Source organism: Streptomyces sp. NPDC001941, from assembly GCF_040296945.1.
Taxonomy (GTDB): Bacteria; Actinomycetota; Actinomycetes; order Streptomycetales; family Streptomycetaceae; genus Streptomyces.
In genome coordinates this window covers 25,666-52,214 of record NZ_JBEOYE010000053.1, presented here as the reverse complement: position 1 = coordinate 52,214, position 26,549 = coordinate 25,666, and the positions used below count along the sequence as shown (strand labels likewise).

Here is a 26,549-nt window from a genome sequence, read left to right as displayed (position 1 = left end):
TCCGGAGGGGAAAGCCCGGAAGAAGCTCGAAAGTGTACTCACGGACACTGTGGGACCCGACGGAGAAGTGAAATCTTCATAAGGTCAACACCAACCACAGGGGAGAAATTCCGTGACTGCGTCAATTCTGGTGCGCGAGAGCGAATTCGGTACCGATTCCGTGGCGGCCGCTGCCGCCATGGGCCCCACCTCCGCGTCGATCGGTGCGTACGTGGCGGCCACCAACGCGCCGGCGCGCGCCGTGGAGGCCGTCCGGGCCAAGGTGGACGAGGGCCTCGTCCGCTACGACGCCTGGTTCCTGGTCTTCACCGCCGTCGTGCTCGGCCTCGGTGCCACGATCTTCGCCGGTCTCGTCATCTGGTGCGTGGTGGTGCAGGGGAAGAGCTTCTCCGGCAACTGGTCGTTCGAGAACTACGGCCTGAAGGTCCACGCCGAATGCGTCTGACCGTCTGACGGTCCGTCCGGCTGACCGGCTGTCCGTCCGACCGGACTTTCGACGGGTGCCCGGGAATTGCATCCCCGTATGCACGATTCCCGGGCCCCGCCCCGCACCTTGACGGAAACAGGCAAAGGAAACACACCGCTGTGCCCCTCCTGAAAGTCAGCGATGTCACCTATTCCTACGACGGCATCGTCAACGTCCTCCTGAACGTGTCCCTCAGCGTGGAAGAGGGCACGATCGTCGGGCTCGTGGGTGCCAACGGCTCCGGCAAGTCCACCCTCATCCGGAACGTCCTCGACCTCGTGCGCCTCCAGTCGGGGAGCATCACCGTCGACGGGCACCCGCACGACCGGCCCGAGGCCAAGCAGGCGTGCGTCTACCTGTCCAGCAACGACTACCTGCCCGAGTTCCTCACCGCCCGCGAGTACCTGACCATGGTGGGACGGCTGTACGGGGTCGAGGTCGACCACGACGAAGCCGTCGCCCTGTTCCGCAGGTTCTCCATGGAGGGCCGCTACGACCACCTCGTCGAGGACTACTCGCACGGCATGCGGAAGAAGACCCAGCTGGTGTCCGCGCTCGTGGTGCGCCGCCCGCTGACCGTCATCGACGAGACGCTCAACGGCATCGACCTGGAAGCCCTCCACCTCGCCGAGGAGGAGTTCCGGCGGGTGCGCGAGGAAGGGCGCTCCATCCTGCTGTGCACCCATGACTTCGGTGTCCTGGAGCGGCTCTCCGACAAGATCGTCTTCCTCGACCTGGGCCAGCTGGTGTCCGAGGAGCCGACCGCCGAACTGGTCGCCGAGCACGGCTCGGTGTCCGCCATGGTCTTCGAGCACCTCGAAGCGGCCCGGCGGTGAGGGCCGTGGGTGGAGCACCGCCGCGCGGAGCGCGCACCGTGGCGGGCGTGCGCCTCGGGCACTCCGCCGTCCTGGCCCGGATGCTGCTCGTCTTCTTCCGCCGCCGGGTGCTGCGCGCCGGGGTCCTCACGTCCACGCCGGTACGGGTGTTCGCCGCGGCCGGTGTCGTCCTGCTCCTGGCCGCCATGTGCACCGCCTCGTACCTCTTCCTGAAGCCGCTCGCCCAGGAGGCGGCGGTGTGGCGGCTGTTGTTCGACACGGCCACCGTGTCGCTCCTGCTGTGGGTGCAGATCGCCTTCCTGCTCGTGAAGGTGCTGTTCCTGAACGCGCAGGGGATGCTCCAGCTCAGCCACCAGCTCCCCGTCACCAACCGCGAGCGCGCCGCCGCCTTCCTGCTGTACGAGGCTGTGATGACGGCCGTCGTGGCCGCCGCCGGGCTCCTCTCGCTCGTCGTCAGCGCGCTCGTCCTGCTCGGACCGTCCTCGGCCGGCCCCGTCACGGCGTCCGTCGTCATCCCCGCCGTCCTGGCCTACCTGGCCCTCTCCGTGGTGTACCAACTGCTCACCCGGCTGTGGATCCTGGTCGGCCTCGGGCGGATGGCCGGTGTCCTCAACGCCCTCGCCCTCTTCGCGCTCCTCGCGTACTACTCCACGCTCATGACCCCGATGGTCCAGGACGTCGCGGGCGCCTACCTGGACGAGCGGCCCGCGCGCACCTGGGCCACCACGGTGTCCCGGGCGTGGGACGCGTACGGGCCCTGGGCGGTGCTGGCCGGGACGGTGGCGGTCGCGGCGGCCCTGACGGCGCTCGCGTTCGTACTCGCCCCCAACCAGCACGTGCGCCAGGCCCGTTACCTGCGGCTGCCCGGGAGCGTGCGGCTGCGCCGGGTCCTCGGGCCGTACGACTGGTGCCTGCTGCGCAGCGCGCAGACCGTCGCGGCGGCGGCGCTGACGGTCGCCGTCCTCGTCCACCTGCTGCTGGCCGAGCGGTCGGTGAACCCCCTGTGGGCCCTGACCGCCCTGTCGTTCGGCGGGCTCTACCAGTTCACCGCCACCGCGCCGCTGCGCGCGCTGCCCGGCGCGCGGGAGCCCGCGTGGCGGGTGTACGTACGGCTGGTCCGGGCGCAGTTGGTGCTGCTGGCGGTCTTCGCCGGGCCGGCGTTCGCGATCACCCTCGCGCTGGACGCCGGGCGGCTGGCCTCCAGCGGCGTGGTGGTGCTGTCCTGCGTCGGCGGCGCCGTGCTGACCACGTGCGTCAGCGTGGTCTTCCCCGCGGAGAAGGACAACCCGTTCTCCGTGTTCCTGGGCCTGTCCCTCGTCCTGACGGCCACGGCCGTCTCGACCATCGGACTCGGACTGCTCAGCCTGCCGCCCTGGGCGGTGATCTGCTGCCTCGTCGGGGCGGTGTCCGCGTTCGTCTGGTACGCGGTGCAAGGAATCCACATCAGTGAGTCGAGGAGAAGGAATGCTGAAGGCGAAGTCGGTCGTGACGTCCGTCGTCGGGGCCGTGCTGCTGACGATGGCGACGGCTGTGGTGGCGGTGCTCGCCCTGATGTTCTCGACGGGCACCGATGAGGTCGTCGCACGGCACGCGCTGTTCGGTGCGGTGGTCTTCGAGACGGTGAAGAAGGACGGCGGCGCCCTGGGGATCACCACCGGGGTCGCCGACCCGGTGCCCCTGGTCGTGCTGTTCCTGGTCCTCACCGTCGCCCTGCTCATGATCCAGGTCGTCCACCGGGGGTTGAAGCGGCGCCGTGAGCAGCTCCTCGACGCGGCCGGACGCTGAACCCGGCTCGGGAGGAGGCCGGTGCCTCCCCGGTGGCGCTGACTCCTGCCCGGGAGGCACGGCACCCCTCCCGGGTGCCGTGGTTCTTGGCCCCGCTGCCGTGGCCCGGGCGGTGGCCGTCCAGGTGTGGCCGCTCCTGCTGCTCGCCGGGGTGCTGCTGGGCTCCGCACTGGCCTGGTGGGCCCGGTCCGGCGACCCCGTACCGGCCGCGATGGCGTGGAAGCTGCTGGCCGAACCGGGGGTCCTGGGCCTGGTGGCGTCCTTCGCCCTGCACGAGTCGGCGCACGCGTGGGCGCTCGGGCGGATGCCCGGGATCACCGGCATCACGCTCGAACGGACCGCGTGGCGCACCTCGGTGGTCCCGCACGGGACGATGAGCGCCCGCCAGAGCGCCGCCGTGGCCCTGGCGGGACCCGTCGCCTGCGCGGCGGTGGGCGCGGCCCTCTGGCTCCCGGACCTCGACCGCCCCCTGTCCTGGTGGTACCTGGCCCACCTCGCCTTCCTGCTCCCGTGCTTCGGCGACGGCCGCGCGCTGTGGCGCGCGGTCGCGTCCCGGCGATGTGACCCACCCGGCAGTGAAGCGACCCCGGAGAGCGGGAGCGGGACCAGGCCCTCTGCGTCGTAACGCCCGTCACCCGATCGTGTGTTGGGCGGAAATGGCGCCCGGTCTCCGGGCTTCCGGCCCGGTGCGCGGCGGGGCGGTGGACGATGCTCCTCCGCCCTGACGAAACACCGGAGCATCCGGGAGGCCAGATGGACCGTCCTGCCGAACAGTTACCCCCATTACCCCCGTCAGCGCGCCCGTTCCCCTCCCCCCGGGAGGAGTTCGCCGCCGAGCTGACCAGGCTGCGCGAGAAGAACGACCTGACCGTACGGGCCGTTGCCGCCCGGGTCGCGGCGCCCGGGGCCCACACCACCATCGGCGGCTGGTTCGCCGGCCAGAGCCTGCCCTCCATCGGCTCGCTGCCCCTCTTCCGCAAACTCCTCGTCGAGCTGGGCGTACGCGACGCCGCCGACGTCGACCGCTGGCTGGAGCGCCTCACCGAGTTGCGCAGGGACCGTACCCGGCGCAGTGCCGGGGGCGTGATGCCGTACCGGGGCCTCGCCGGCTTCGAGGAACACCACGCCGATTGGTTCTTCGGCCGGGACAGCCTGCGCGACAACGTCGTGGAGCGTCTGACCGGTGGCCCGGCAACCGTGCCCCACCTGCTCGTGGGGCCCTCCGGCTCCGGCAAGTCCTCGCTCCTGCGTGCCGGGGTGCTGCCCGTCCTGCGCACCGGCCACGGCTTCCTGCCCGTCCTCCTCGTGCCGGGCCCCGACCCGCTCGAGGCCCTCGCCACGGCGCTGCGGGCGGCCACCGGTGATGACGACGGGGTGCCCGGACCCGCGGACCCGGAGGCTCTCGTGGCGTACGCGCACGGGCGGGCCGAGGACGGCGGGGCGCCGCTCCTCGTGGCCGTCGACCAGTTCGAGGAGGTGTTCACCGCCTGCCGCCGCGCCGACGACCGCCGGGCCTTCCTCGCCTGCCTGGCCGCCCTGACCTCTCCCGCGGTACGCGTACTGGGCGCGCTGCGGGCCGACTTCTACCCGCACGCGCTCCAGGAGCCCCTCCTCGGACCCGCCCTCCAGGACGGCCAGATCGTGGTGGGGGCGCTCACCGACGAGGAGATCCGCAGCGCCGTCCACGGCCCCGCCCGCAAGGCGGGCCTCGCCGTGGACCCCGGCTTCGCCGACCTGCTGCTGGCGGACCTGCGGCACTCGGGGGCCGGTGGGCTGCCCCTGCTGTCGCACGCCCTGCTGGCCACCTGGGAACGCGGGCGCGGTACCGCCCTCACCATCGCCGACTACCGCGAGGGCGGCGGCATCGCGGGCGCCGTGGCCGCCAGCGCGGAGGAGGCCCACTCAGGACTGACGCAGGTCCAGCGCCTGAGGGCACGGTCGCTGTTCCTGCGCATGGTGGCGGTGGGGGACGGCGAGCCCGACGCCCGGCGACTGCTCCCGCTGCCCGGCCCCGACGTGCCGCCGCCCCACGGCGACGGGGCCCCGCCCCAGGACGCGCAGGCGCAGGCGCACGCCGTGCTCCAGTGGTTCGTGGACCGACGCCTGGTCACCCTGGACGGCGACGGGGCGCGCATCGCCCACGAGGCCCTGCTCACCGCCTGGCCCCGCCTGCACGGGTGGATCGAGGCCGACCGCGCCGGGCTCCTGGTGCGGCAGGAGCTCACCCGGGACGCGGAACGCTGGCGGTCCAGGGGGCGGGAGCCGTCACTGCTCTACCGGGGCACCCCGCTCGCCCTCGCCGACCGCTGGGCGGGAACCAGCGGACGCGGCGACGAACTGACCCGAACCGAGCGGGAGTTCCTCGCGGAGGGCCGCGCCGCGGAGCGGTCGAGGGAAGCTCGTGAACGCCGCCGCACCCGGCGGCTGCGCCAGCTCCTCGCCCTGCTCACCGCACTCGTCGCAGTGGCGGGCACCCTCGCCGGGGTCGCCGTCGTCCAACGCCGCGACGCCGAACGCGACCGCAAGGTGGCCCTGTCCCGGTTGGTCGCCGCCCGCTCCGAACGGCTGCGCGGCAGTGACCTGGCCCTCGCCGCGCAGCTCAGCCTCGCCGCGTACCGGACCGCGCCGACGCCCGAGGCGCGGGCCGCCCTCCTCGACACGTCCTCCCGCCCCGAGGCCACCCGCCTGCTCGCCTTCCGGGGCGTCGTGCAGGCCGTCGCCCTCAGCCCCGACGGCCGCACCCTGGCCGCCGCGGGACTCGACCGCGCGGTCGCCCTCTGGGACCTGGCCGACCCCGGGCGGCCCCGGCGCCTGCCCGACGCGGAGCCCCGCTTCACCGACACCGTCTACGCCCTCGCCTTCAGCCCGGACGGCAGGAGCCTCGCGGCGGGCGCGGGTGACGGGACCGTACGGGTGTGGCAGCCCGCGCGGCCCGGTGCCTCGGCCACCCTGCGCGGCCCCGCGTCCGCCGTGTACGGGCTGGCCTTCGCGCCCGACGGGCGCCGCCTGGCCGCCGCCTCCGCCGACGGCGGCGTCCACCTGTGGGCCGACGCGACCGGAGGCGTACGCGACCCGGGCGCCGCCCCGGCGGCCCCCGCCGAACACCTCGCGGGCTTCGCCGTCCCGGTGCACGCCGTGGCCTTCCGGCCGGGCGGGGCCATGCTGGCCGCCGGTGGCGACGACGGGGCGGTCCGCCTCTGGGACACCTCCGCCGCCGCGCCGCCCGTGCCGCACGCCCGCCCCCTCACCGGGGCGGCGGGGCCCGTCCTCGCGCTGGCCTTCACGCCCGACGGCGAGCGTCTGGCCGCGGGCAGCCAGGACCGCTCCACCCGGATCTGGACGGTGCCGGGGCGGGGCGGGGAACCGGGCGCGCCCCAGGTCGTCGGGGGCGCGCCGGCCGCGGCCGACGGCCCCGCCAGCTACGTCAACACCGTGGCGTACGACCGTGGTGGCCGGTGGCTGGCCACGGGCAGTGCCGACAACCAGGTGCGCCTCCTCGACGCGGGGACGCGTACGGTCACCGCCGTGTTCCCGCACCCCGGACCCGTCACCGGACAGGCCTTCCTGCCCGACGGATCGGGACTCGTCACCGGCTGCGCCGACGGCACGGTACGGATCTGGCGGCTGCCGCCCAGGCCGCTGCGGGGCGTGCAGGGCACCGTCAACGCGCTCGCGTACAGCCCCGACGGCAGGCTGCTCGCCGTCGCCGGGCGCGAGGTGCGGCTGTGGGACGTGCGCGACCCGTGGCGGCCCCGCCCCGTCGGCGTCCCCCTCACCAACCCCACCGGCTACTCGGGCACCCTGTCCTTCACCCCCGACGGGCGGATCCTGGCCGTCGGGGGCCGCGAGGGCAAGGTGTGGCTGTGGGACCTGGCCCGGGCCGGGGCACCGGCACCGCTCGGCGAACCCCTCGCGGGCGGCGCCGGAAGCATCCAGTCCGCCGTGTTCTCGCCGGACGGATCCACGCTGGCCGTCGGCAGCGAGGGCCGCACGGTCCGGCTGTGGGACGTGCGCGAACCGGCTCGGCCCCGCCGGACGGCCGAGCTGACCGAGCCGACCAACTACGTCTACTCCGTGGCCTTCAGCCGCGACGGGCGCAGGCTCGCCGCCGGAACCGTCGACAAGCAGGTGCTGCTGTGGCGGATCCCGCGGGACGGGACGGCGCCCCGGCACGAGGCCACGCTGCGCGGGCCGGAGAGCTACGTCCTGTCCGTGACGTTCAGCCCCGACGGGCGCACCCTCGCCGCCGGGACCGGCGACCGTGACGTGTGGCGCTGGCGGGTGGACGGCCCCCGGCCCGCCTCCGTAGGCACCCCGCTCACCGGGCCCAGCAGCTACGTCTACGCACTCTCCTACGCCCCCGACGGCCGCACCCTCGCCGCCGCGAGCACCGACGGCACCGTGTGGCTCTGGGACCCCGGGGTGACCGACGGGCCGCGGGCGCCGTCGCGGCCCCAGCCGCGCGCGGTCCTCGGCGGCATCGGGGGCAAGGGGTACGCCGTCGCGTTCGCACCCGACGGACGCCGCCTCGCCGCCGGAGGGGCCGGACCCGCCGCCGTCGTGTGGGACACCGACGAGGAGGAGGCGGCCCGGCGGATCTGCGCGCGGGCCGGCACGCCCGTCACCCGGGCCGAGTGGACCAGCCTCCTCCCGGGCCTGTCGTACGCACCGCCCTGCTCCTGAACTGCCCTTCTGGTGTACGGAGTTGTACGGAGCCGCGTCCGGGCCCGTCCGGCCCGCGGCCGAGCCCTTCCGCCGGCCGTCGCCCGCCGGGCTTTCTGGTGGAGCGCCGCCGGACCCGGTGGCGCTCCACTCAGCGGGACCCGGAGGAGAGCACCATGCGACGGATGACGAACGGACTGCGTGCCAGGGCGGCGCTCACGGTGGCGGCGGGCGTGGCGGCGACGGCCCTGCTCGCCGGGGCCGGTACGGCGGAGGCGGCCGGCAGCTACATCTCGTCCAACAGCGGCGGGGCGAACGTGCGGTCCTGCTCCAACACCAGCTGCACCTCGTACGGCTACCTCGGCAACGGCTCGGGCGTCGGCATGCAGTGCTGGGTGGACAGCCAGTGGGTCTACCCGCCCAGCTCCAACTACGCCTCGGCACGCTGGTTCAGGGTCTCCAGCGCGGTCGGCACGGGCTGGGTGCACTCCTCGCTCGTCGCCAACCAGACGTCGGTGGGCCACTGCTGACACACCGTTCGCCCACGGGCCCGGATCCCGCGCCAGGGGGTCCGGGCCCTCGGCGCGCGGCCCGGCCCTGAAGCGCCGGGGCCCGGCCGGGCCTTGTCCGCCTCAGGATCCGCCGCCCTCCGGGACGATCGCGAAGGCCTCGACCTCCATGAGCAGTTCGGGCCGGAAGAGCGCGGAGACCTGGACGGCCGAGGAGGCCGGGAGGCGGTCCGGGGCGATCACCGCGTTCCGGGCCGTACGCACGGCTGACAGGTCGGCGATGTCCGTGAGGAAGTAGGTCAGCTTGACCACGTCGTCGAAGGTCGCCCCGGCCGCCGCCAGGCAGTGCCGCAGGTTCTCGAAGACCTGGCGCGCCTGGGCCTCGGCGTCCCCCTCGCCGACCACCTTGCCGTGCTCGTCGAGGGCGCACTGTCCGGACACGGCGACGAACCGCCCGGTGCCCCAGACGACGTGGGTGTAGCCGGTGCCCGGGGCGACGCCCTCGGGGGCGGCGACGCGGGTGAGATGGTCGTGGTGCGCGTGCTCGTCGTGTGAAGTGCTCATGCGGACGATCTTGCCTCACCCGGCGGACAGGACCATCCTCGTGATCTCCACCCGGGACTTGGCGCCCAGCTTGCGGTAGGCGCGGGTGAGCGCCGCCTCCACCGTCTTGACGCTCAGGACCAGGCCCGCCGCGATCTCGCGGTTCGTGGCGCCCTCGGCCACCCGCGCGACGACGCTGCGCTCGGTCGAGGTGAGGTGCTCGGCCCAGGACCCGTCGCCGGGGGTGCGGGGCGCGGGGTCGTGCCGCGCCAGGTCGCGTTCGGCGCAGGTGAGGGAGACCCAGGCGCGGGCGCCGGCCGTGCCGAAGAGCCGCAGCGCGCTCGCGAAGGCCGCGCGGGCCGCCGTCTCGTCCCCGGCGAGCCGCCGCACCCGGCCCAGCGACAGCTGGGCGCGGGCCTCCTCCAGGGGGTAGCCGGTCGCCCGCAGCCGGACTGCCGACCGCTCCAGTTCACGTACGGAACGGGCGAGTTCGCCCCGGGCCGCGCTGACCACCCCGGCCGCGCGGTCGATCGTGGCGAGGACGCCGGGGCGGCCGAGCCGTTCGCCCTGGCGGCGGGCCCGGACGATCACGTCCTCCGCCTCGTCCGTCTCCCCGCACCCGGCCAGGGCTTCCGCGAGATCGGCGTGCCACCGCCGGGCCGCCGGATCCCGCTGGCCCTGCGCCGTCTCCAACTCGGCCGTACGCCGCAGGAGTTCGGCCGCCCTTTCGTACTGGCCGCCGAAGAGCCCGACCCGCCCCTCGGCGTGCAGCGCCCGGGGCAGGAACAGCCGGTCGTCGTCGTCCTCGCTGTGGCGCCTGGCCGTCCGCGCCGCGGTCAGGGCCTGGCCGAGGCTGCCGTACGCGGTCTCCGCGAGCGAGACCGTGTACCAGGCGGGCCCCTGGCTCAGCCCCGACTCCTCGGTGATGCGCAGGCTCTGGCGGGCGACGGTCAGGGCGGGCAGGCAGCGGCCCCGGTGGATCTCGACCTGGGCGAGGCCGATGAGGCACTGGCTGAGGCTGTCGGCCGAGCCGCGCTGGCGCAACCGGTAGGCCAGGGTGCGCAGTTCGGCCCGGGCCTCGTCCAGCTCGTCGTGCACCAGGTGGAAGCGGTGCTTGAGGTAGAGCGGGCCGTTGTGGTGGACCGTGGCGTACGGGTCGTGCGGTGCGGCGAGCGCCTCGGCCAGCGTGGCCCGGGCCGCGGGCAGGCCCAGGAAGAGCTCCAGGGACGCCTGCTGGGTCAGCGCCATCAGCTCGGTGCGCCGGTCCCCGCCGCGCGCCGCGAGCCGGGCCGCGCGCACCGCGTGGTCGTGGGCGCGCGCCGCCGAACCGCCGACCACCCACTCGCGCCAGCTCATCCGGTAGTGCAGCGGCGCGAGGAGGGCGGGGTCACCGGCGGCGTCGCGCACCGCCTCGGGGAAGACGTCGGCGATCTCGGCGATCGCCTGGCCGCACGAGTCGATGATCACGTTCCACGCGCGCACCCGCTCGGACGGCCGCCGCGCGTCGCGCAGCACCTCGTGCGCGAGCTGCCGGGCGAAGTCGAGGTCACCGGCGTCGATGCCGTCCTCGGCGGCCGTCAGCCGGTGGGCGATGTCGGCGTGACCCTGCCCCGGGGGCGTGTACTCGGCGGCCAGCCGGCCGAGCCGGGCCGCGATGCCGGGGACGCCCCGGCGGCGCGCGGTGGAGGCCGCAGCCGCGAGCCGGGCCGCGACCACGGGGTCCGGGCCCGCCGTCAGGTGCGCGAGGTGGTGGGCGCGCTCGACCGGGTCGTCGGAGGCGTCGGCCAGCGCGCGGTGCGCGGCCACCAGGCGCGCGTACGGCGTCTCGGCCCGCAGCACCATGGGCGTCAGCGGGTCCAGGAACCGTACGGTGCCGTGGTCCGTGCCCGACAGGGCGTCGAGGATGCCGTGCCGCACGCAGGTGTCCAGGTCGGCCGCGGCGTCGCGACGGCCCGCCCGCCGCAGCAGCTCCACGGTCGGGCGCGCGGCGGCCCCGGCGACGACCAGGGTCCGGCGGGCGCCGGAGGGCAGGGCGGCGATGCGGTCGAGGATGGGCCGGCGCAGGGAGTCGGGGACGGGGAGCGGGTCGGTGGAGTCGGGCAGGGCGTGTTCCTGGCCCCTGACGCGCTCGTCGAGGGCGGCGCTGAGCTCGAGGGCGGTACGGGGATTGCCCCCGCTCGCCTGGTGCAGGCGTGCCACGAGCGGCGGGGGCCAGTCCGGGTGGTCGTGCCGCGCGAACAGCTCGGCGGTCTCGTGCGCCGTCATGGGCGGCACGCGCAGGCGCCGTACCGGCCCGGGACACAGCTCCAGCGCGACCGCGGGCGCCTCCGGACACTCGGCCGCCGGCCCGTGGCCGTCGCCCGTGGGCAGCGTGACGAGCGTCCGCAGGCCGGGGTCGGCGCGCCGGGCGACGTGGGCGAGGATCTCCGCGGTGGGCCGGTCGAGCCATTGCGCGTCGTCGACGAGCACCAGGACCGGGGTCTGGGCGCCGAGCAGGGAGAGGACCTTGCCGACGGCGATCCGCAGGACGAGCGCGTCGCGTCCGGCGGGCGGGGCGAGCGGGTCCGCCGCGCGCGCCCGGGGGCCGCGCAGCAGGGCGGCTTCGGCGACGGCGCGTTCATGGGGCGCCAGCGCGGCGAGGACGTCGTCCCCGACGCCGGAAAGCAGGTCGATGAGGCCGAGGTAGGGGCTCTCGCGCTCGGCCGGGGAGGGCGAGCAGCGCAGCACCCGGTGGCCGCGGTCGACGAGTTCCGCGACCACCTGGGCGACCACGGAGGTCCTGCCGATGCCGACGGGCCCGCGCAGGAGCACGCCGCCGCAGCGGTCGAGGCCGGACCGCACGGTGTCGCAGAAGGCGTCGCGCTCGACGGCGGCGGGCCGGGAGCGTCCTGGTCCGGTGGTGGACAGGGTGACCGGCTCGATCATCGCAAGCCCCTCCGGACACGTCCTTGTTCATGCTTCGGCGAAGAACATGAACCTGCCATCCATTGTGCCGCGCCGAACGTAGGGCCGACCCCGAGAAAAGGTCAAGACCAATTGAAGCTTCCGCCGGGCGGGCGCGCACACGCGGAACGGGCCGCTGGTCACGTGACCAACGACCCGTCCACGTACAGCAGTTGACGTCAGCCGCCGAGGTGGTTCAGTAGGGCGTCAGCAGGCGCCGGCGTCCTTCCAGACGGCCCAGGAGCCGGGGGCGCCGGGCTCGGCCCCGGTCGAGTACCACTGGGAGGACCACTTGTGGCCGTTGTACGAGACCTGGTCGCCCGGCGCGTAGCTGGTGGCCGCGTTCCAGGCCGGCAGGTTGCCGCAGCCCTGCGGCGGGGTGCCGTTGGTGACGGTCCAGGTGAAGGTGGCGGTGCCGGTCGCGTTGTCCGTGTTCTTCGCCGTGACGGTCACCGACGAGGTGCCCGCGGTGGTCGGCGTACCACTGATCACGCCGGTGGAGGCGTTGATCGTGAGGCCCGCGGGCAGGCCCGTCGCGCTGTAGGTGAGCGTCTTGCCCGCCGGGTCGCTGGCCTGGACGCGCAGGGACACCGCGGTGCCGACGGCGGTGCTCTGGTTGCCCGGGTTGGTCACCGAGGGCGTGCCGGGCTGGCCGTTGCAGCTGCCGGGCACCGGGTCGGCGCCGGTGACGCTGACCGCCGCCCAGGCCGCGTCGACGGTGTTGTACTCGGCGCAGTGCGTCCCGTAGAGGTCGGCGGCGGCCTTCAGCGAGTCGATGCGCGCCTGGTGGTAGTTCTCGGCGCTGTTGGCGTACGAGGCCAGCGCCTTGTACCAGATCTTGGCGGCCTTGTCGTTGCCGAGCCCGGTGACCGTGGAGTTGTTGCAGGTGGGGCTGTTGCCGTAGCCGTGGTCGCCGCTGCCGACGGCCGCGAGGAAGAACCAGTGGTTGAGCGGGCCCATCGAGTAGTGCGGGTCCAGGCTGCCGTTGTTGCTGTTCCAGCAGTTCGGCGACTGGCCGTCCAGGGACGGGTTGTACATGTAGCGCAGCGGCTTGTTGTCGCCGTTGATGTTGATGAGCTCGCCCATGGTGTAGTCGGGCGTGTCCACCGGGTTGTTGGCGTAGAACTCGACCATCGTGCCGAAGATGTCGCTGGTGCCCTCGTTCATGGCGCCGGTCTCGCCGGTCTCGTCCCAGCCGGTGAGGGCGCCGCTGACGCCGTGGCTCATCTCGTGCCCCGCGACGTCGAGTTCGACCAGCGGGCGCGCGTTGCCCTGGCCGTCGCCGTACGTCATCTGGGTGCCGTCCCAGAAGGCGTTCACGTACGCGTTGCCGTAGTGCGTGCGCGAGGGCACGCCCCGGCCGTCGCCGAAGATGCCGCTGCGGCCCTGGACGTTCTTGTAGTAGTCGTACGTCTTCGCCGCACCGTAGTGCGCGTCGGCGCCGGCGGACGCGGGGTCGCTGGTGGAACCGTTGCCGAAGGTCCCGCTGGAGCTGGTGAAGACCGTCCCCGTACCGCTGGTGGCGTGGTTGAGGTTGGTCGTGTAGCCGTTGCCGTGCGAGGGGTCCTGCATCGAGTAGCCGCTGCCGCTCTGGGTGACGTCGAGGGCGACCCGGCCGCTGTAGATCGACGCGCCGGTCCCGGCGACGGCGGCGGCCGCGGACCCCGCGCCCGGGGCCGCCGCGGCGCTCCCGCGGCCCGCCGCCCCCTGCGCGGCGAACGTGCTCACCTCGTCGCTGGTCCGTACGACCTCGCCGCTGCGGGCGTCCACCAGGACGTGCAGCCTGCTCGGGGTCCGGTCGGGCCGGACGCCGCTGACGACCGTCTCCCAGACCAGGGTCGCGTCGCTGCCCCGCAGCTGCACGGCGAGGCGCGGGGCCGAGACCGAGCCGACGCTGCCCCGGAAGGCGGCCTTCGACACCCGCGAGGCGCGCGAGGCGGCCAGCGCGGGCTCGGTGGAGACCGCGGCGGACGCCTGCGCGCCGGTCGCCAGCGAGCGGAAGCCCCCGTCCTGCCCCACGCGCACGACGACGTCGCCGCCGTAGGCCGGCAGCCCCTTGTACGTACGGTCGAAGCGGACCGAGGCGGAGCCGTCGCGGTCGACGACCAGGTTGCGGACCGAGAACGCGTCCCCGGCGGCCCGGTGGGTGGCCGCGGGGTGGGCCGCCAGCGCCTTGCTCGCGGCGTCCACGACGCGGCCGCGGACGGCTGGCACCGGATCGGCGGTGTAGGCGGCCGGGCCGAACGCCTCGCCACCGGCCCGCGTCGGCTGCGGGGACGGCGCCGGTGAGGCCGTCGCGGCGGGCAGGGCGACGGCGGACGCGGACAGGCACGCCAGCGTGACCGTCAGGAGTCTCGCGCCTCTTCGTATGGTCATGGAAGTGGGGGTTCCTTTCACTTCGTGCGGTGGTGCGTGCGGTCGGCCGGGTCGCGTACGGAGGTGTCCGCCGGGCGCACGGTCTGCGGGGGTGAGCCGGCGCAGCCGCTCGCCGGGGACGAGGAGGCGCGCCGACGCACGAGTGTCGGGAAGCGGACGGCGCGGCTGCCAGGCACTGCGGGAAGGTCGAGGGGTTTCCCTCGGGGCGGACCGGACCGGACCGGGGCGGGGCGCGTTGGGGCGAGTTCGGGCGGGGCGGGGAGTACGGCGGGACGTGGATGCGCCCCGGGGTGCCACGGTGGGAGTTCCGCGGCACGCCCACCCCCGCCACGACCTAGCATGGTCGCGCGGGCGGGACCGTCCTTCGTCGTGCCGCCGCGCGCCAACGACCCGACGGGGAGGCCCAGTTGAACACACCCGCACCGCACCCGGAGCTGCCGGGCCCGGACCGGACGCACCGGCCGGACCTCGAGCAGACCGCCGGAGGGCTCGCCCACCTCTGCGGCAACCTGCCGGAGGTCCGCGAGGCGCTCGAAGCCACGGGGGACACCGCCGCACTCCAGCGGCTGCTCGACGCGGTACGGGGCGCCGGCGGTGCGGGCGACGGCCTCGCCGGTCTGGTGGACGCGGTGCACGAGGCCGTCCAGGTGGCCGGTGACCCGTGGGGCCTGTACGGGTACGCGTCCGGGCTGCGCGGGATCCACCCGGCGGGGGTCGAGGGCCTGGAGTACGTCCACCGGTGCCCGCTCGAACTGTGCGCGGGACGGGCGGAGGAGGACGTGCGCGAGACACCCGCGCGCTGCTCGCTCAGCGGGCGGCCGCTCAGCCGCGAACCGCTCGACTGATGGGCGGCTTCCTCGACGCGCTCGGCGGAAGGCTCGCCGAGCGGTGGCTGTCCCTGCTCGTGCTGCCGGGGGCCGTGTACCTGGCGGTGGCCGCGACGGCCGCCACCCTCGGCCAGGGGCACGCGCTCGACGTACCGCGGCTCGTCCGGCACGTCACCCGCTACGCCGCCTCCCCGCAGGTGACGTCGGGCGGCGCCCAGGTCGTCCTGCTCGCGGCCGTGCTCCTGGGCGCCGCCGTGCTCGGCCTCGCCGCCCGGGCCGCCGGGGCCGTGCTGGAACGCCTCGCCCTGGGAGCCGGCTGGCGCCGCTGGCCCCGCCCCTGGAGCACGCTGGCGCGGCGCACGGTCGTGCGGCGACGCGACCGCTGGCACCGCGCGCACGCCCGCTGGCACCGCGAGTGGCGGGCGGCCCGGGCGCCCCGGCCCGCCGACCGCCCCGACCCGGCCGCCCGGCACCGCGCCGCCCACCACCGCGACCGGATCGCCGTGGAACGCCCCGACCGGCTCACCTGGAGCGGCGACCGCGTGCACGCCGCCGCCCTGCGCCTGGGCCGCGACAGCCACCTGGACCTGGCGGTGGTCTGGCCGCATCTGTGGCTCTCGCTGCCCGACACCGTGCGCGCCGAGGTCACCGCGGGCCGCGACGCGCTCGCCCGCGCGGCGGGCCTCGGCGCCTGGGCCCTGCTCTACGCTCCGCTGGCGCCGTGGTGGTGGCCGGCGGCGCCGCTCGCCGCCGTGCTCGCCCTGACGGCCCGCTCGCGCTTCCGCGCCGCGACCGACACGTACGCGTCCCTCCTGGAAGCCGCGACCCGCCTCCACGCCCCCGCCCTGGCCACGCAGTTGGGGATCGCGCACGAGGGGGTACTGGACCCGCGACTGGGGCGGAGGCTGACCGACCTGCTGGGGAACCGGCTGCCGCCGCCGTAGGGCTCCCGTACCGGTCCCGCTCGTCCAGCCCTCACGGCCCGGTGAACGGCCCCGTGAACGGCCAGGCTGCCACGTCCTGGTAGCGGATCGGCCCCGGGCCGCGCCCGAAGTTGCTCGCCACCAGGTGGAGCCGGTCGGTGCGCCACTCACGGCCGGTGAACCCGTCGAGCCCGGCGGCGGCCCGTACGACCGACGCCGTGTCGTCGCGGCGGGCCCGGGCGAGCGTGAGGTGGGGCCGCAGCAGCCGGTCCTGGAACGGTACGCCCTGCTCGCGCACCGCCGCCCGCACGTCCGCGCCCAGCTGGTGCAGGCCCGCCACGTCGCCGTCGATGCCGCTCCACAGCACCCGCTCGTCGAAGTGCCCGCCGCCGCGCAGCGCGAGCGAGAGCGGGGGCCGGGCCGCGGCCAGCGCGGCCAGCGGGGCGCACAGCAGTGGCACGGTCGTGGCGGGGAGCTCGCCGAGGAAGAGCAGGGTGACGTGCCAGTCCTCGATCCGGTTCCACCGCATGCGCGGATGGGCCTGGTAGGCGGGGCGCAGGGCGTCGGCCAGCTCGTCCTTGGCCTCGTCCGGCGGGGCGAGGGCGATGAAGACGCGGACGGTGTCGGCGGCGCCGGGGGCGGGACGCTGGTCCGGGCCCGTCTGCGGATCCGGGTCCGGGCCCGTCTCGGAGGTCGGGTGCGGGCCCGTCTCTGGGGCCGGGCGGAGGCCCGTCGCCGGGGCCGGGTGCGGGCTGGACGGTGCGGAGGCTTTGCTGGAGGACACGGAGTACTTCGTACCGCACGGGGGAGGGGAACGTGCCGCAGGGGGTCCGTTCCGGAGTCCCCGCGCCGCCCCGACCGACCGCGTGCCCCGGCCGGTGGCCGAACGGCGGCCACCGGCCGGGGCAGCGGCCTGTATCAGGAGAAGTGGCGCACGAAGACGTCCGTCTTGCCGTTGGTGTCGCCGGGCACGATGTCGTCGGCCGCCGACTGGAAGACCACGTCGAGCCCGCCGCCGCTGACCGCGTCGACGCCGGCCGTGGCGGGCCGGTCGGTGACCGTCCGGTCGGTGCCCGTGGTCAGGTCGCGCAGGACGAGCGTGGGTCCCGCGCTGGTGTCCTGCGGGGCGTAGAGCAGGTAGCGGCCGGTGGGGTCGAGGGCCAGGCCGCGGGCCCCGGTGACCAGCTGGGCGGTGCCCGCGGCCACGTCGTGGACGTAGGTGTCGGTGCCCGAGACGTACGCGACCTTGCTGCCGTCCTCGCTGAGCTGGACGATCGCCGCGTCCTTGCCGGGGCCCTCGATCGGCCCGGCGGTCGTGGCGCTGGTCCGGTCCCGTACGAACACGTCCTTGGCCTGTCCGTCCTGGTAGGCGACGTAGCGCCCGTCGCCGCTGATGGAGGGCCGCGACGGCTGGGTGTGGGCGAGGGTGGCGACCGTCTGCCTGGTGCCGGTGTACGAGTCCTGGACCTCGACGAGCTGCCCCCGGGAGGCGTCCCTGAAGAGCGTGACGTGGGACACGTACCGGCCGTCGGCGGTCAACGACAGCTGGCTGCAGCGGTTGTTGGTCAGTCCGCAGTAGGCGGAGATGGTGGCTCCGTTGCTCACCTGGTAGAAGCGGATGCGTACGTCCGACGTCCACTGGATCGGGTAGGCGACGTACCCCCCGGCGCCGCTGATCGTCGGTGTTTCGAGCGGTACGTAATTCCCCATCCGGCTGATCGACCCGGTCTGCTGGTCGCGGACGAACACCCGGTCGCCCCCGGTGGTGGTGTCGGCCGTGAGGTTCGACGCCGAGGAGGCGAGGACGACGCGGTGGCCGTCCGGCGTGATCGAGCCGCCCGTGGAGGCGCCGTTCGCCTGGGTGCCGTCACTCGCGACGCTGACCCGCTCGACGCCAGGCCCGCCGTCCCGCGCCGCTGCCGACGCGGTCTGCGGCAGCAGTGCCGTGGCCGCACATAAAACGGCCGCCGCGGTCACGGCGGTCCTGGCTCGTCCGGTGCTGTTCCGACATGCGTGTCTCCGCACATCTCCCCCATTCGACTTCAACGCGCGGTCTGCCCCTGGTTCCCCCCAGAGGGTCAACAGCATGCAATCGCGGCCGTGTTGGTGGGGTCAATGCGTCACCTGACGTATGGAGAGACGGCATTCGGTCCTGTATGAGCGGTCTTGTATGAACAGCCTCGTTCAGTACCGAATGCGTCGGGTCCGCATGCGCCGGACCCGACGCGACGACGTCCGGGGCGCGCCGGACCCGAATGTGCCGCTCAGCGCAGGAGCAGCAGGACCACCAGGGCCAGCAGGAGCGAGTCGATACGGTCGAGCAGGCCCCCCGAGCCGGCCAGCCAGCTCGCGGAGTCCTTCACCCGCGCGCCCCGCTTGACCATGGACTCGACGAGGTCCCCCGCCGGCGCGCCGACCGCCACTGCGACCGCCGTCGGCCAGCTCAGTGCGGACAGGGCGGCGAGTACGGCGACGGCGGCCGCCGCGCCGCAGAGGGTGCCGCTCCAGCGCTTGGCCGGGGAGAGCGGCGACAGCCGGGGACCGCCCAGGCGCTGTCCCGCGAAGTACGCGGCGACGTCGCCCACCGAGACCGCGACGAACAGCGCGAGAGCGGTCGTGCCCAGCGGTGCCAGGGCGGCGAGCACGCTCAGCCAGACCAGCCCGAGCAGGCCGGTCGTGAGCCGGCGCAGGCCGTGGACGGAGTCACCGGCGAGCAGCGGGACGGCGGCGAGGGCCAGCGCGCCGACCGCCGCCGCACGCACCTCGTGCCCCGGGGCCAGCCAGGAGGTCAGCACCACGCCGGAGACGGCGACGGCCAGCACCGCCCGGTCGGTCCTGGGCAGGTCCGTCAGCGCGCCGAACTCCATCGCCGCGACCACCCCCACCACCAGCGCGAGGGCCGTCACGCCGGGGGCGCCCCACCAGAACGCCCCGGTGACCAGCGGCACTCCGACCGCCCAGCAGCACCAGCGGACCAGCAGCTCGCGGCGCCGGGACAGCGCCGCGGCGATCCCGGCGAGCGCCAGCGCCCCGCCGAGGAACGGCACGAGGGAGGCGACGTCGGTCACCGGGCGCGGCCGGTGGTGACAGTGGCCCCGGCCCCGGCGGCGAGCCGCGCGGGCGATCCCGGTCGCAGGGCCTCCAGGGCGGCTCCGTACGCCGCCACGATGCGCGCGTTCTCCGCCGCGTCCCTGACCGCGACGCGCACGGTGCGCCCCTCGTACTGCGGCGAGAGGGGGGACAGGTCGCGGAGGTAGACGTCGTGCCGACGGCACTCCCGTACGAGAGCGGCGGCGCTCGGACCGTCGTGCGGCAGCGTGATGGTGAGGAAGTTCGCCACGCCCTCTTCGATCGCGCCCTCCCCGGGCCCGCCCTCCTCGACCACACCCTCCCCGACCACGCTCCCCCCGACCCTGATCCCGGCCGCGTCGGTCACCCGGGCCAGGTCGGCGGCCAGTTGGCGGCGCAGGGCGTGGGTGCGCTGCCAGCACGCGCGGTAGTACGCGGGGTCCCGCAGCGCGGCCACGGCGGCGAGCTGGGCGGGCAGGCTCACCGACCACGGCGGCGTCCACCGGCGCAGCACCGCCGCGGTGGCGGGTTCGGCCACCAGGAAGGCCGCGCGCACGCCGGACAACGCGTACATCTTGGACAGCGAGGTGCAGACCACGACGCGCGGGTCCACCGCGGCCAGCGGGGCGAGCGACTCCGCCAGGTCCACGTAGCCGAGGTAGGCCTCGTCGATCCACCAGCGGGTCCCGGCCGGGGCGCCCGCGATCAGCGCGCGCAGCTCGGCGGCCGGTGCGTGGCGGCCGGTGGGGTTGTTCGGGTTGACCACGACCACCAGGTCGTAACCGCCCGCCTCGACGACCGACGCCAGCCGGGCGAAGTCGATCCGCCACCCGTCCTTCCGGTGCAGCCGGAAGCGGTCCACCCGGCAGCCGATCACCCGCTCGGTGACGTGGGCGTACTCGCCGTACCCCGGGTCGAGCAGCAGCACCCGGCTCTCCGGGGTCAGCCACCGGCCGAACGCCCTGAAGATCAGGTCCGACGAACCGGCCCCGGGCACCAGCGCCTCGACCCGCAGGGCCCGGGCCGCCGCGATCTCCGCGAGCAGTCCCTCCGCCCCGGTGGGGGGCGAGGTCCTGGCGGACCAGCCGGGGTCCTCGGCGAGCGCCGCGGCCACGCCCGGAGCGGGCGGGAACCAGGCGTCCAGCACGTCGGCCGCGACGACCTCGTGGCGCCGGTGCAGGGTGCGGAAGTCCTTGCCGATGGCGGTGAAGGAGGCGCCGCCGTGCTCGCAGCCGTCCGGCCCGGGTGTCCGGTCCACGTCCAACCGCCAGTCGACCGCCCTGCCCAACCGCTCCAGGACGGTACGGAACCTGGTGGTGGCCTCCCGGGTCAGCGCGGCCACCTCGCCGGTCAGGACCTCGAACGTCGCCGCACCGCTGCGGACGGTGCGCCCCACCGGCCGCAGGCCCGCCGACACGTACATGTCGAGCAGTTCGGTGCGCCCCATGGCCACCACCGTGCGGCCTCCCCGCGAGGAGATCCAGCGCAGGGCCGCGTACATCAGCAGGGGTGCCACGGCGGTGCCGCGCCAGCGCGGCTCCACGGTGAGGATGCGCACCTCGAAGGCCCCGCCCTCGGACAGCACGGGCAGTTCGTCGCGGGTGAGGTACTTGTCCAGGCCGTAGCGGCCGAGCCACGGCGGGGTGAGGCTGACGAAGCCGATGCGGACCGGGCCGCGGGCCGCCACGAGGTAGACGTTGTCGCCGTCCAGCGCGTCGGACAGCCGCCGGTCGGGCCGCGGCGCGTGCTGGCCGAGTTCCTGGGCGTAGACGCGGTGCCTCAACTCGTGGATCCAGACCAGGTCCTCGGGCGTGGCGGTGCGCATCTGCAGGTCGCGTCTCATGCGTGTCTCTTTCGGCTCAGGGCGCTCCCGTGCCGTGCGGAGGCCGGCCGGGCCGGGTGCTGTGCACCGGCATCCGCCTTTTCCCCACCGGGGGTTCGCGTCATGGGCACATCCTCCGGGGCGCCTCGCGACCACACATGAGTACGTGTACCCGGGTACGTGAGTAGGCGCTCCCTGGCACACGAGGACAGGCACGCGGACGAAACGCCCCACAGCCGGCACGCGGCGGACGGGCCCGTCCGGGGTCTCGCTTCCCGGCGGGCCCGTCGTGCGCGTGGAGGGGCGGCGCGGGCCGGGTCGCGCCCGGACGCCCCGGCCGGTCACCGTCCCACGAATTCGGCGCGCACCAGCCAGCTGCGCGGGGAGCCCCGGCGCTCCCGGGGCTGCACCTCGTACGGCCAGCGCCCCTCACCGGCCCCCGGCTGGCCGGGCTCCTTGAGGTCGCGCACCTTCCAGCCGGTCGAGGCGAGGAACTCCTCGGGCTCGTCCGTGCCGAACTGCCACGGTGTGCCGTCCTCACGCAGCGCGGTGAGGAACTCCCTGGAGAACGGGCTGCGCAGCAGCGCCCGGCTGGCGAAGTCGACGGCGAGCCGGCTGCCGGGGGCCGAGACCGTGCCGAGCAGGGCGAGCAGGTCCGCGGCCTGGTCGCGGGTGAGGAAGAACATCAGGCCCTCGGCGATCCACAACGTGGGCCGCTCCGGGTCGAATCCGGCGCGCCGCAGCTCGGGGAGCCACTCCTGCGCCAGGTCCGCGCCGACCTCGCGGCGCTCGGTCGCGGGCCGGGCGTCCCGGGCGCCCAGCCGGCGCGCCTTCTCCTCCATCAGCGCGGTGTGGTCCACCTCGTACACGGTGGTGCCGTCCGGCCACGGGAGGCGGTACGCGCGGGTGTCCATGCCGGCCGCGACGAACACGACCTGCCGCGCTCCCGAGTCCCGCAGGAGCACCTCGACGCTGTCGTCGAAGTAGCGCGTGCGGATGGCGATGAAGTGCAGCAGGCCCCCGCCGCCGTACTTGTCGAGCAGTTCGAAGCCGCGGGGGGCGGCGAGGTCACGGGCGTACGGGTCATCGAACAGCGGCTCCTCGGCGCGCTCCGACTCCACCGCGCGTGCGGCGGCCGTCCACTGGGCGGTGTAGGAGACAGCTTCCATGGGTTCCAACTCCTGGGAGTCCGGGGCGTGTTCAGACGGTGGTGAAGAAGGCCTTCTCGATGGAGGAGAGGGTCTGGAAGTCCTGGAGGTCGATGGTGTCGAAGTCGATCTCCACGCGGGCCGCGCCCTCGATCGCGTAGACGAGCTCGACGAAGGACAGCGAGTCGACCAGGCGGTTCTCGATCAGGTTCTCGTCGAGGGGGAGGGTGGTGCGCGCGGGGTGACGGCGCAGGATCCACGCGCGCACCTCGTCGATACCGGTCGAAGCCATGTCCGCTCCTTTGCTGGGGGATTGCCGGGGATCAGGGGGAGGGGTACGGGGAAGGGGGTGCGGGGGCAGTGGCGAAGGGGCCGGGGCGCGCCGGGCTCAGGGGAGGGACACCGCCGACAGCGCCGGTGTTCCGGGCGCCGTCCCGGTCGCCCCCGCGCACAGCGCCACCGCGATCGCGCACGGGTCGTCATGGGTGATGCTGACGTCGATGTGCGCGACGCCCTGGGCGTCGGCGTGCCGCGCCGTCCGCCCGTGCAGCCGCACCCGGGGCCTGCCGCCGGCGTCCGTGAGGATCTCGATCTCGTGCCAGCGCAGGGTGTGGCCGCTGGTGCGCAGGGCCTTGAAGACGGCCTCCTTGGCGGCCAGCCGTCCGGCGACGCCCTCGCAGTCGGGGCGGCCGGTGGCGGTGCACTGCTCGTACTCCGCGTCGGTGAGCATCTTCCGCAGGACGGGGGCGCTTTGGGGCTCGACGAGCGCGCGGGCGCGGGCGAGCGGGACGAGGTCGACGCCGACGTGGGCGGGGCCCATGTCAGGCGCTTCGCCGCGCGGCGTCGCGCAGGTGCTCCAGCGCGGCGACGGCGTCGCCGCCGTGCAGGTCGCTGAGGACGGACACCCAGCGCTCCAGGCCGAAGGCCGCGCAGCCGGTGAAGGCGTGGTCGCCGCTGCCGGAGAGCCGGATGTCGCAGCGCTCGCCGAAGAAGTTCCGGTGCGTGTTGACGGAGGCGATGGCGAGCCCGTCCACCTGGAACTCGTACTTCACCGGGCTGAGTTTGGCCAGCAGGGCCCGGGAGCCGCCGGAGTCGAAGAAGGGGTCGCTGGCCGGGACCTTCTCCATGGTGAGCCCGAGGGCGGCGGCCAACTCCTGGGTGCGCTCGGCGAAGGAGCCCAGCACCCGCTGGGTGTGCTCGAAGCCGCCGAGCGCGACCGTCTCGCGCATGTGGAAGCTGAGCAGGCGGCGCAGCCCGTCGTAGTGCTCCTCGCGGCGGAAGCACCGGTTGACCAGCGTGACCAGGGTCTCGTCGGCCACCTCGGTGCCCTCGTAGTAGAGGTACGCGCCGTAGCAGGTGGCGTGCGGCAGCCCGAGGGTGGCGGGCAGCACCTCCTGCGGGGCGAAGCGGCCGTCCCGCGGCTCGGGGGCGTCTCCCGTCAGGTCGAGCGGCGAGGCGACCAGGGCCAGGTGCGGGAAGTTGGTGTAGACGTCGAACTTCTGCAGGTCGGACACCGGATAGAGCGGGGGCGGCAGGATCTCCTGGGCGCCGGCGCCGGTTCCCCACGACGCGAAGTGCGCGTCCAGCGCGCGCAGCAACGCCGTCTGCGCGGGGCCGAGGACCGGTGGGTGGGCCAGCGGCGGCGCAGTGGCCGTGGCCCGCTCGTCGTCCGTGACCCGTCCGGCGTCCGCGGGACGCTCCGTCCCCAGGGGCCGCGCCTCGGCGGCGGGGCGGGCCATCAGAGGATGCCCGTCTTCTGGAGGAAGCGGGACGTCTTGCGGAAGGTGTTGTGCTCCAGCTCCTCGCGCTGTGCCGACGCGAGCAGCTCCTGGCGGGCGCCGAGCGGGTCGGGGATGCCCGCGTCGCGGTAGACCTGCGGGTTGTACAGCGACTCGAAGCTGAAGGTCATGTAGCGGCGCAGGTAGCCGGATATCTCCCGCAGCTCCTCCTCGGTGGCGCTCTCGCGCACCTGCTCGAAGAGGGCGACGACCAGTTCGCGTCCGAAGGCGATGTGGCGGGACTCGTCCTGGTGGTGGATGCGGTTGATGGCCCGGATCGTCTCGTGGAGCCGGTCGTCCGCCGCCATGGTGGAGTTGAAGTGGTCGACGAGCTCCTCGAAGATCAGGATCCGCGTGAAGACCAGCAGGCTCTCGACGTCCGAGCGGGGTATCTCGGCGCTCGCGCCGCCGGGCTGCCGGTAGATCTTCTTCCCGTACCGCAGGCAGAACTCGGCGAAGAACCACATGTGTTCGTTCTCCTCACCGATGAAGTGGTGGAAGAACTCCGACGGCGTCTCGAATCCCGAGGTGTGGATCCTCTTGGTCACCTCGATGAGCAGTTCCCTGATGCCGTGCACGTTGAGGCTGTAGAAGTTGATGCTCTCGTGCCGGGAGAGGGCGTACAACTGCTCCTGGGTGCACCGCTCCGCCACGGCGGTACCGTGCGCGGTGGTGAGCTCCGGGCTCATCCACCACATCCGCTCGGGCAGCGACTCGGGCCATTCGAAGAGCTTGTACGGGTTGTAGTAGTCGTCGATCGACTTGGTGGTCAGTCGGTCCAGGATGCCGAGGAACCTCTCGTCCCGGTCGATCAGCTTGCTGACCATGCCTGATGTCTCCCTCCGTGTGGCAGCGGAAGGGACGCTACGCAGGGCCGCTCGCTTCGCGCACCGGACTCAAGCGGCATGGCCGCAGGCGGTCACCCGGTGGGGCGCCGGGCCGCCTCAGGCGTCGTCGGCGGCGGGGAGGCCCTCCATGGTGCGTATCTGGTCGATGATCCGGGTGGCCGCGAGCAGGCCCCTGGGCGACAGTCCCTGCGCCCGGGCCGCGAGCTTCGTCACGCCGCGGTCCCGCAGCGCCTCCCACTCACTTTGGCCGAGTCCGCTCTCTCTGAGCGCCACCACGCGCTCCAGGGCGGAGTCGGTGTCGCGCGCGGTGTCGGCGTCGAAGAAGTAGGCCGGGGGGACGCCGAAGAAGGCGGCGAGCGCCGTCACGTGCTGCACGGTCGGGTTACGGCGCTGTCCGTTGCGCAGGTACGCGATGTAGGCCTTGGAGATGTCGCCGCCCATGGCGCGCACCGCGCGGGCGACCTCCTCGTTGCTGTACGGGCCTCTCTCCGCGGGATGCACGGTGGCGAAGAGGTGGTTGAGTCGCGTTCCGAGCACACCGATCTCGAACGAGGGATTTTCGGCCACGGTTCGATGTACCTCCCACCTTGATTCTCCCCGTTTGCGGTGTTTGTTTGCGCATAGTAGTGAACCGGCACGGGCCAGTGGTTGTTGACATCGTTCCCCGTGCACTGCCTAAGCTGAAATCCGGCAACTGAGGTGGCCATGCACGAAGTGTCAACTGAATTTAATGGCTCCGCAGTTGTCATCGCTACCCCCGGTGCCACGAAGGTGCTCCGGACCCCGGCCCCGATGGCGCGGCCGACACGTACCGCCCCCCCACTGTTGGAAGGATGTTGATGGAGAGCCTCCTCGACACCGTCCGGATCTCCCTCGCCAGCCCGCCCGCGGCCCAGACCCCCCGCATCCGCGCCGCCAAGCTGTCGCCGTGTACCGCCTCCGCCGAGGAGCCTTCGGCCCGCCCCGCCGACCCCACCCAGTGCCTCTACGCCCACCTGCTCGCCGAAGGCCCGCTCCAGCGCGAGCAGATGGTCGCCGAGCTCCGCCTCCCGCCCGCCGCCGTCGACCAGGCGCTGCGCAGACTGCAGGCGCTGCAACTTGCCGAGTACTGCACCACGATGCAGGCGTACCGCGCCGTGCCCCCCGACGTGGCCCAGCTCTCGCTCAGCCAGCCGCTGCAGGAGGAGATCCTGCGCCGCAACCGCGAGATCGCGCAGGTCCACACCGAACTGAGCCCCTACGCGGAGGCGTTCGAGGAGCACCGCCGCCTGCTGCGCCGCGAGCAGAGCATCCTTCGCCACCGCAACCCCGCGACGGCGGCACGGCTGTTGACCGAAGCCATCCGTGTCACCAGCTCCCCGGTGCTCGTCATGCAGCCGCTGGGGGCGGAGGAGGCCGCCCCCGAGAGCGTCCTGCCCGCGGAGCTGCTCGCGGCGGGCGACCGGCTGCGGCTGCTGCTCCCGCACACCGCGCGCACCCGCACGGCGCTGCGCCCGCGCCTGCAGGGCGCCCAGGACGCCGGTGCCGACATCCGTACGGCCGGCTACCTGCTGGACTCGCTGATCCTGGTGGACGGTTACGCCGCCCTCGTACCGGATCCGACGGCGCCCGCAGGCACCACGGCCACCACCGTGGTCTACGAGCCCTCGCTGCTGGCCCTGCTGCGCAAGGTCTTCGACAACTCCTGGCAGTCCGCGACCGACTTCGACGGTGACAGCAGCGGATACGGCGAGGCACTCGACGAGATGCGCGCGGCCATCCTGGAACTGCTCGCCACCGGCCTCAAGGACGAGGTCGTGGCCCGGCGCATCGGCATGTCCGCCAGGACCTTCCGCCGCCACATGGCGTCCCTGATGGAGGAGTTGCACGCCATCAGCAGGTTCCAGGCGGGCGTCGCCGCCGCACAGGCGGGACTGGTGAGCGCGGAGGCCGCGGAGGCCAAGGCCGTCTGACGCCTCCGGCGACGGGCCGTCCCCACCGCGACCGCGCCCGTCGACCGCGCCCCGGCAGCACG

General features: G+C 74.2%; 23 protein-coding genes. 10 read left to right on the top strand and 13 right to left on the bottom strand.

Features of this window, described 5'->3' with window-relative positions; genetic code table 11:
* Nucleotides 1-112: 112 nt before the first annotated feature.
* The 7 genes from ABT160_RS29760 to ABT160_RS29730 all read left to right on the top strand — a co-directional run bounded on the left by ABT160_RS29760 (nucleotide 113) and on the right by ABT160_RS29730 (nucleotide 8,279).
* Nucleotides 113-445 carry a hypothetical protein gene (locus tag ABT160_RS29760; RefSeq protein WP_351650994.1) on the top strand — a complete coding sequence of 111 codons (333 nt, stop codon included), beginning with the start codon at nucleotides 113-115 and terminating at the stop codon, nucleotides 443-445.
* A 140-nt stretch (nucleotides 446-585) separates the two neighbouring features.
* Nucleotides 586-1,302: an ATP-binding cassette domain-containing protein gene (locus tag ABT160_RS29755; protein ID WP_351650993.1), complete on the top strand. Its 717-nt coding sequence runs from the start codon at nucleotides 586-588 to the stop codon at nucleotides 1,300-1,302.
* Between the two features lie 47 nt (nucleotides 1,303-1,349).
* Nucleotides 1,350-2,876 (top strand): hypothetical protein, encoded by a 1,527-nt coding sequence (locus tag ABT160_RS29750; protein ID WP_351650992.1) that lies wholly within the window; start codon nucleotides 1,350-1,352, stop codon nucleotides 2,874-2,876.
* Complete coding sequence (locus ABT160_RS29745) at nucleotides 2,821-3,087, top strand: hypothetical protein (protein ID WP_351650991.1); 267 nt, start codon at nucleotides 2,821-2,823, stop codon at nucleotides 3,085-3,087. The genes ABT160_RS29750 and ABT160_RS29745 overlap by 56 nt, the downstream gene beginning before the upstream one ends.
* A 79-nt stretch (nucleotides 3,088-3,166) precedes the next feature.
* Nucleotides 3,167-3,712, top strand: coding sequence for a hypothetical protein (locus ABT160_RS29740; protein WP_351650990.1), 546 nt, complete (start codon nucleotides 3,167-3,169; stop codon nucleotides 3,710-3,712).
* A gap of 128 nt (nucleotides 3,713-3,840) precedes the next feature.
* Complete coding sequence (locus tag ABT160_RS29735; RefSeq protein ID WP_351650989.1) at nucleotides 3,841-7,770, top strand: nSTAND1 domain-containing NTPase; 3,930 nt, start codon at nucleotides 3,841-3,843, stop codon at nucleotides 7,768-7,770.
* A gap of 155 nt (nucleotides 7,771-7,925) precedes the next feature.
* Nucleotides 7,926-8,279, top strand: coding sequence for a hypothetical protein (locus tag ABT160_RS29730; protein ID WP_351650988.1), 354 nt, complete (start codon nucleotides 7,926-7,928; stop codon nucleotides 8,277-8,279).
* Nucleotides 8,280-8,381: 102 nt separating this feature from the next.
* On the opposite strand, the gene ABT160_RS29725 is transcribed toward ABT160_RS29730, so the two are convergent.
* The 3 genes from ABT160_RS29725 to ABT160_RS29715 all read right to left on the bottom strand — a co-directional run bounded on the left by ABT160_RS29725 (nucleotide 8,382) and on the right by ABT160_RS29715 (nucleotide 14,120).
* Nucleotides 8,382-8,822, bottom strand: a complete 441-nt coding sequence (locus ABT160_RS29725; RefSeq protein ID WP_351650987.1) for a RidA family protein — start codon at nucleotides 8,820-8,822, stop codon at nucleotides 8,382-8,384.
* Nucleotides 8,823-8,837: 15 nt separating this feature from the next.
* Complete coding sequence (locus ABT160_RS29720; RefSeq protein ID WP_351650986.1) at nucleotides 8,838-11,726, bottom strand: ATP-binding protein; 2,889 nt, start codon at nucleotides 11,724-11,726, stop codon at nucleotides 8,838-8,840.
* Between the two features lie 225 nt (nucleotides 11,727-11,951).
* A complete protein-coding gene (locus ABT160_RS29715; RefSeq protein WP_351650985.1) occupies nucleotides 11,952-14,120 on the bottom strand; it encodes a M4 family metallopeptidase in 2,169 nt (722 codons plus the stop codon).
* A 407-nt stretch (nucleotides 14,121-14,527) separates the two neighbouring features.
* Here ABT160_RS29715 and ABT160_RS29710 point away from each other — a divergent pair, with 407 nt between their 5' ends.
* On the top strand, nucleotides 14,528-14,965 hold the full coding sequence (locus tag ABT160_RS29710) for a hypothetical protein (protein ID WP_351650984.1): 438 nt from the start codon (nucleotides 14,528-14,530) through the stop codon (nucleotides 14,963-14,965).
* Nucleotides 14,965-15,891, top strand: coding sequence for a hypothetical protein (locus ABT160_RS29705; RefSeq protein ID WP_351650983.1), 927 nt, complete (start codon nucleotides 14,965-14,967; stop codon nucleotides 15,889-15,891). Before ABT160_RS29710 ends, ABT160_RS29705 begins: the two co-directional genes overlap by 1 nt.
* A gap of 31 nt (nucleotides 15,892-15,922) precedes the next feature.
* Here ABT160_RS29705 and thpR read toward each other — a convergent pair whose 3' ends face one another.
* The 10 genes from thpR to ABT160_RS29655 all read right to left on the bottom strand — a co-directional run bounded on the left by thpR (nucleotide 15,923) and on the right by ABT160_RS29655 (nucleotide 25,102).
* On the bottom strand, nucleotides 15,923-16,477 hold the full coding sequence (gene thpR / locus ABT160_RS29700; protein ID WP_351651008.1) for an RNA 2',3'-cyclic phosphodiesterase: 555 nt from the start codon (nucleotides 16,475-16,477) through the stop codon (nucleotides 15,923-15,925).
* A 311-nt stretch (nucleotides 16,478-16,788) separates the two neighbouring features.
* Nucleotides 16,789-17,847, bottom strand: a complete 1,059-nt coding sequence (locus tag ABT160_RS29695) for a TolB family protein (protein WP_351650982.1) — start codon at nucleotides 17,845-17,847, stop codon at nucleotides 16,789-16,791.
* Between the two features lie 287 nt (nucleotides 17,848-18,134).
* Nucleotides 18,135-18,938: a phosphatidate cytidylyltransferase gene (locus tag ABT160_RS29690; RefSeq protein ID WP_351650981.1), complete on the bottom strand. Its 804-nt coding sequence runs from the start codon at nucleotides 18,936-18,938 to the stop codon at nucleotides 18,135-18,137.
* Nucleotides 18,935-20,782: an aminotransferase class I/II-fold pyridoxal phosphate-dependent enzyme gene (locus ABT160_RS29685; RefSeq protein WP_351650980.1), complete on the bottom strand. Its 1,848-nt coding sequence runs from the start codon at nucleotides 20,780-20,782 to the stop codon at nucleotides 18,935-18,937. Before ABT160_RS29685 ends, ABT160_RS29690 begins: the two co-directional genes overlap by 4 nt.
* Nucleotides 20,783-21,102: 320 nt before the next feature.
* Complete coding sequence (locus ABT160_RS29680) at nucleotides 21,103-21,930, bottom strand: SAM-dependent methyltransferase (protein ID WP_351650979.1); 828 nt, start codon at nucleotides 21,928-21,930, stop codon at nucleotides 21,103-21,105.
* A gap of 31 nt (nucleotides 21,931-21,961) precedes the next feature.
* A complete protein-coding gene (locus ABT160_RS29675) occupies nucleotides 21,962-22,201 on the bottom strand; it encodes an acyl carrier protein (protein WP_351650978.1) in 240 nt (79 codons plus the stop codon).
* Nucleotides 22,202-22,297: 96 nt separating this feature from the next.
* The gene (acpS, locus tag ABT160_RS29670) at nucleotides 22,298-22,729 is read right to left on the bottom strand and encodes a holo-ACP synthase (RefSeq protein ID WP_351650977.1); all 432 of its coding nucleotides are present in this window, start codon (nucleotides 22,727-22,729) and stop codon (nucleotides 22,298-22,300) included.
* Nucleotide 22,730: 1 nt separating this feature from the next.
* Nucleotides 22,731-23,648, bottom strand: coding sequence for a class-II aminoacyl-tRNA synthetase family protein (locus ABT160_RS29665; protein WP_351650976.1), 918 nt, complete (start codon nucleotides 23,646-23,648; stop codon nucleotides 22,731-22,733).
* Nucleotides 23,648-24,514: a diiron oxygenase gene (locus ABT160_RS29660; RefSeq protein ID WP_351650975.1), complete on the bottom strand. Its 867-nt coding sequence runs from the start codon at nucleotides 24,512-24,514 to the stop codon at nucleotides 23,648-23,650. The genes ABT160_RS29665 and ABT160_RS29660 overlap by 1 nt, the downstream gene beginning before the upstream one ends.
* Before the next feature lie 117 nt (nucleotides 24,515-24,631).
* Nucleotides 24,632-25,102 carry a helix-turn-helix domain-containing protein gene (locus tag ABT160_RS29655; RefSeq protein WP_351650974.1) on the bottom strand — a complete coding sequence of 157 codons (471 nt, stop codon included), beginning with the start codon at nucleotides 25,100-25,102 and terminating at the stop codon, nucleotides 24,632-24,634.
* A gap of 266 nt (nucleotides 25,103-25,368) precedes the next feature.
* Between ABT160_RS29655 and ABT160_RS29650 the strand changes: the two genes are divergently transcribed.
* Complete coding sequence (locus ABT160_RS29650; RefSeq protein ID WP_351650972.1) at nucleotides 25,369-26,487, top strand: LuxR family transcriptional regulator; 1,119 nt, start codon at nucleotides 25,369-25,371, stop codon at nucleotides 26,485-26,487.
* Nucleotides 26,488-26,549 lie beyond the last annotated feature (62 nt).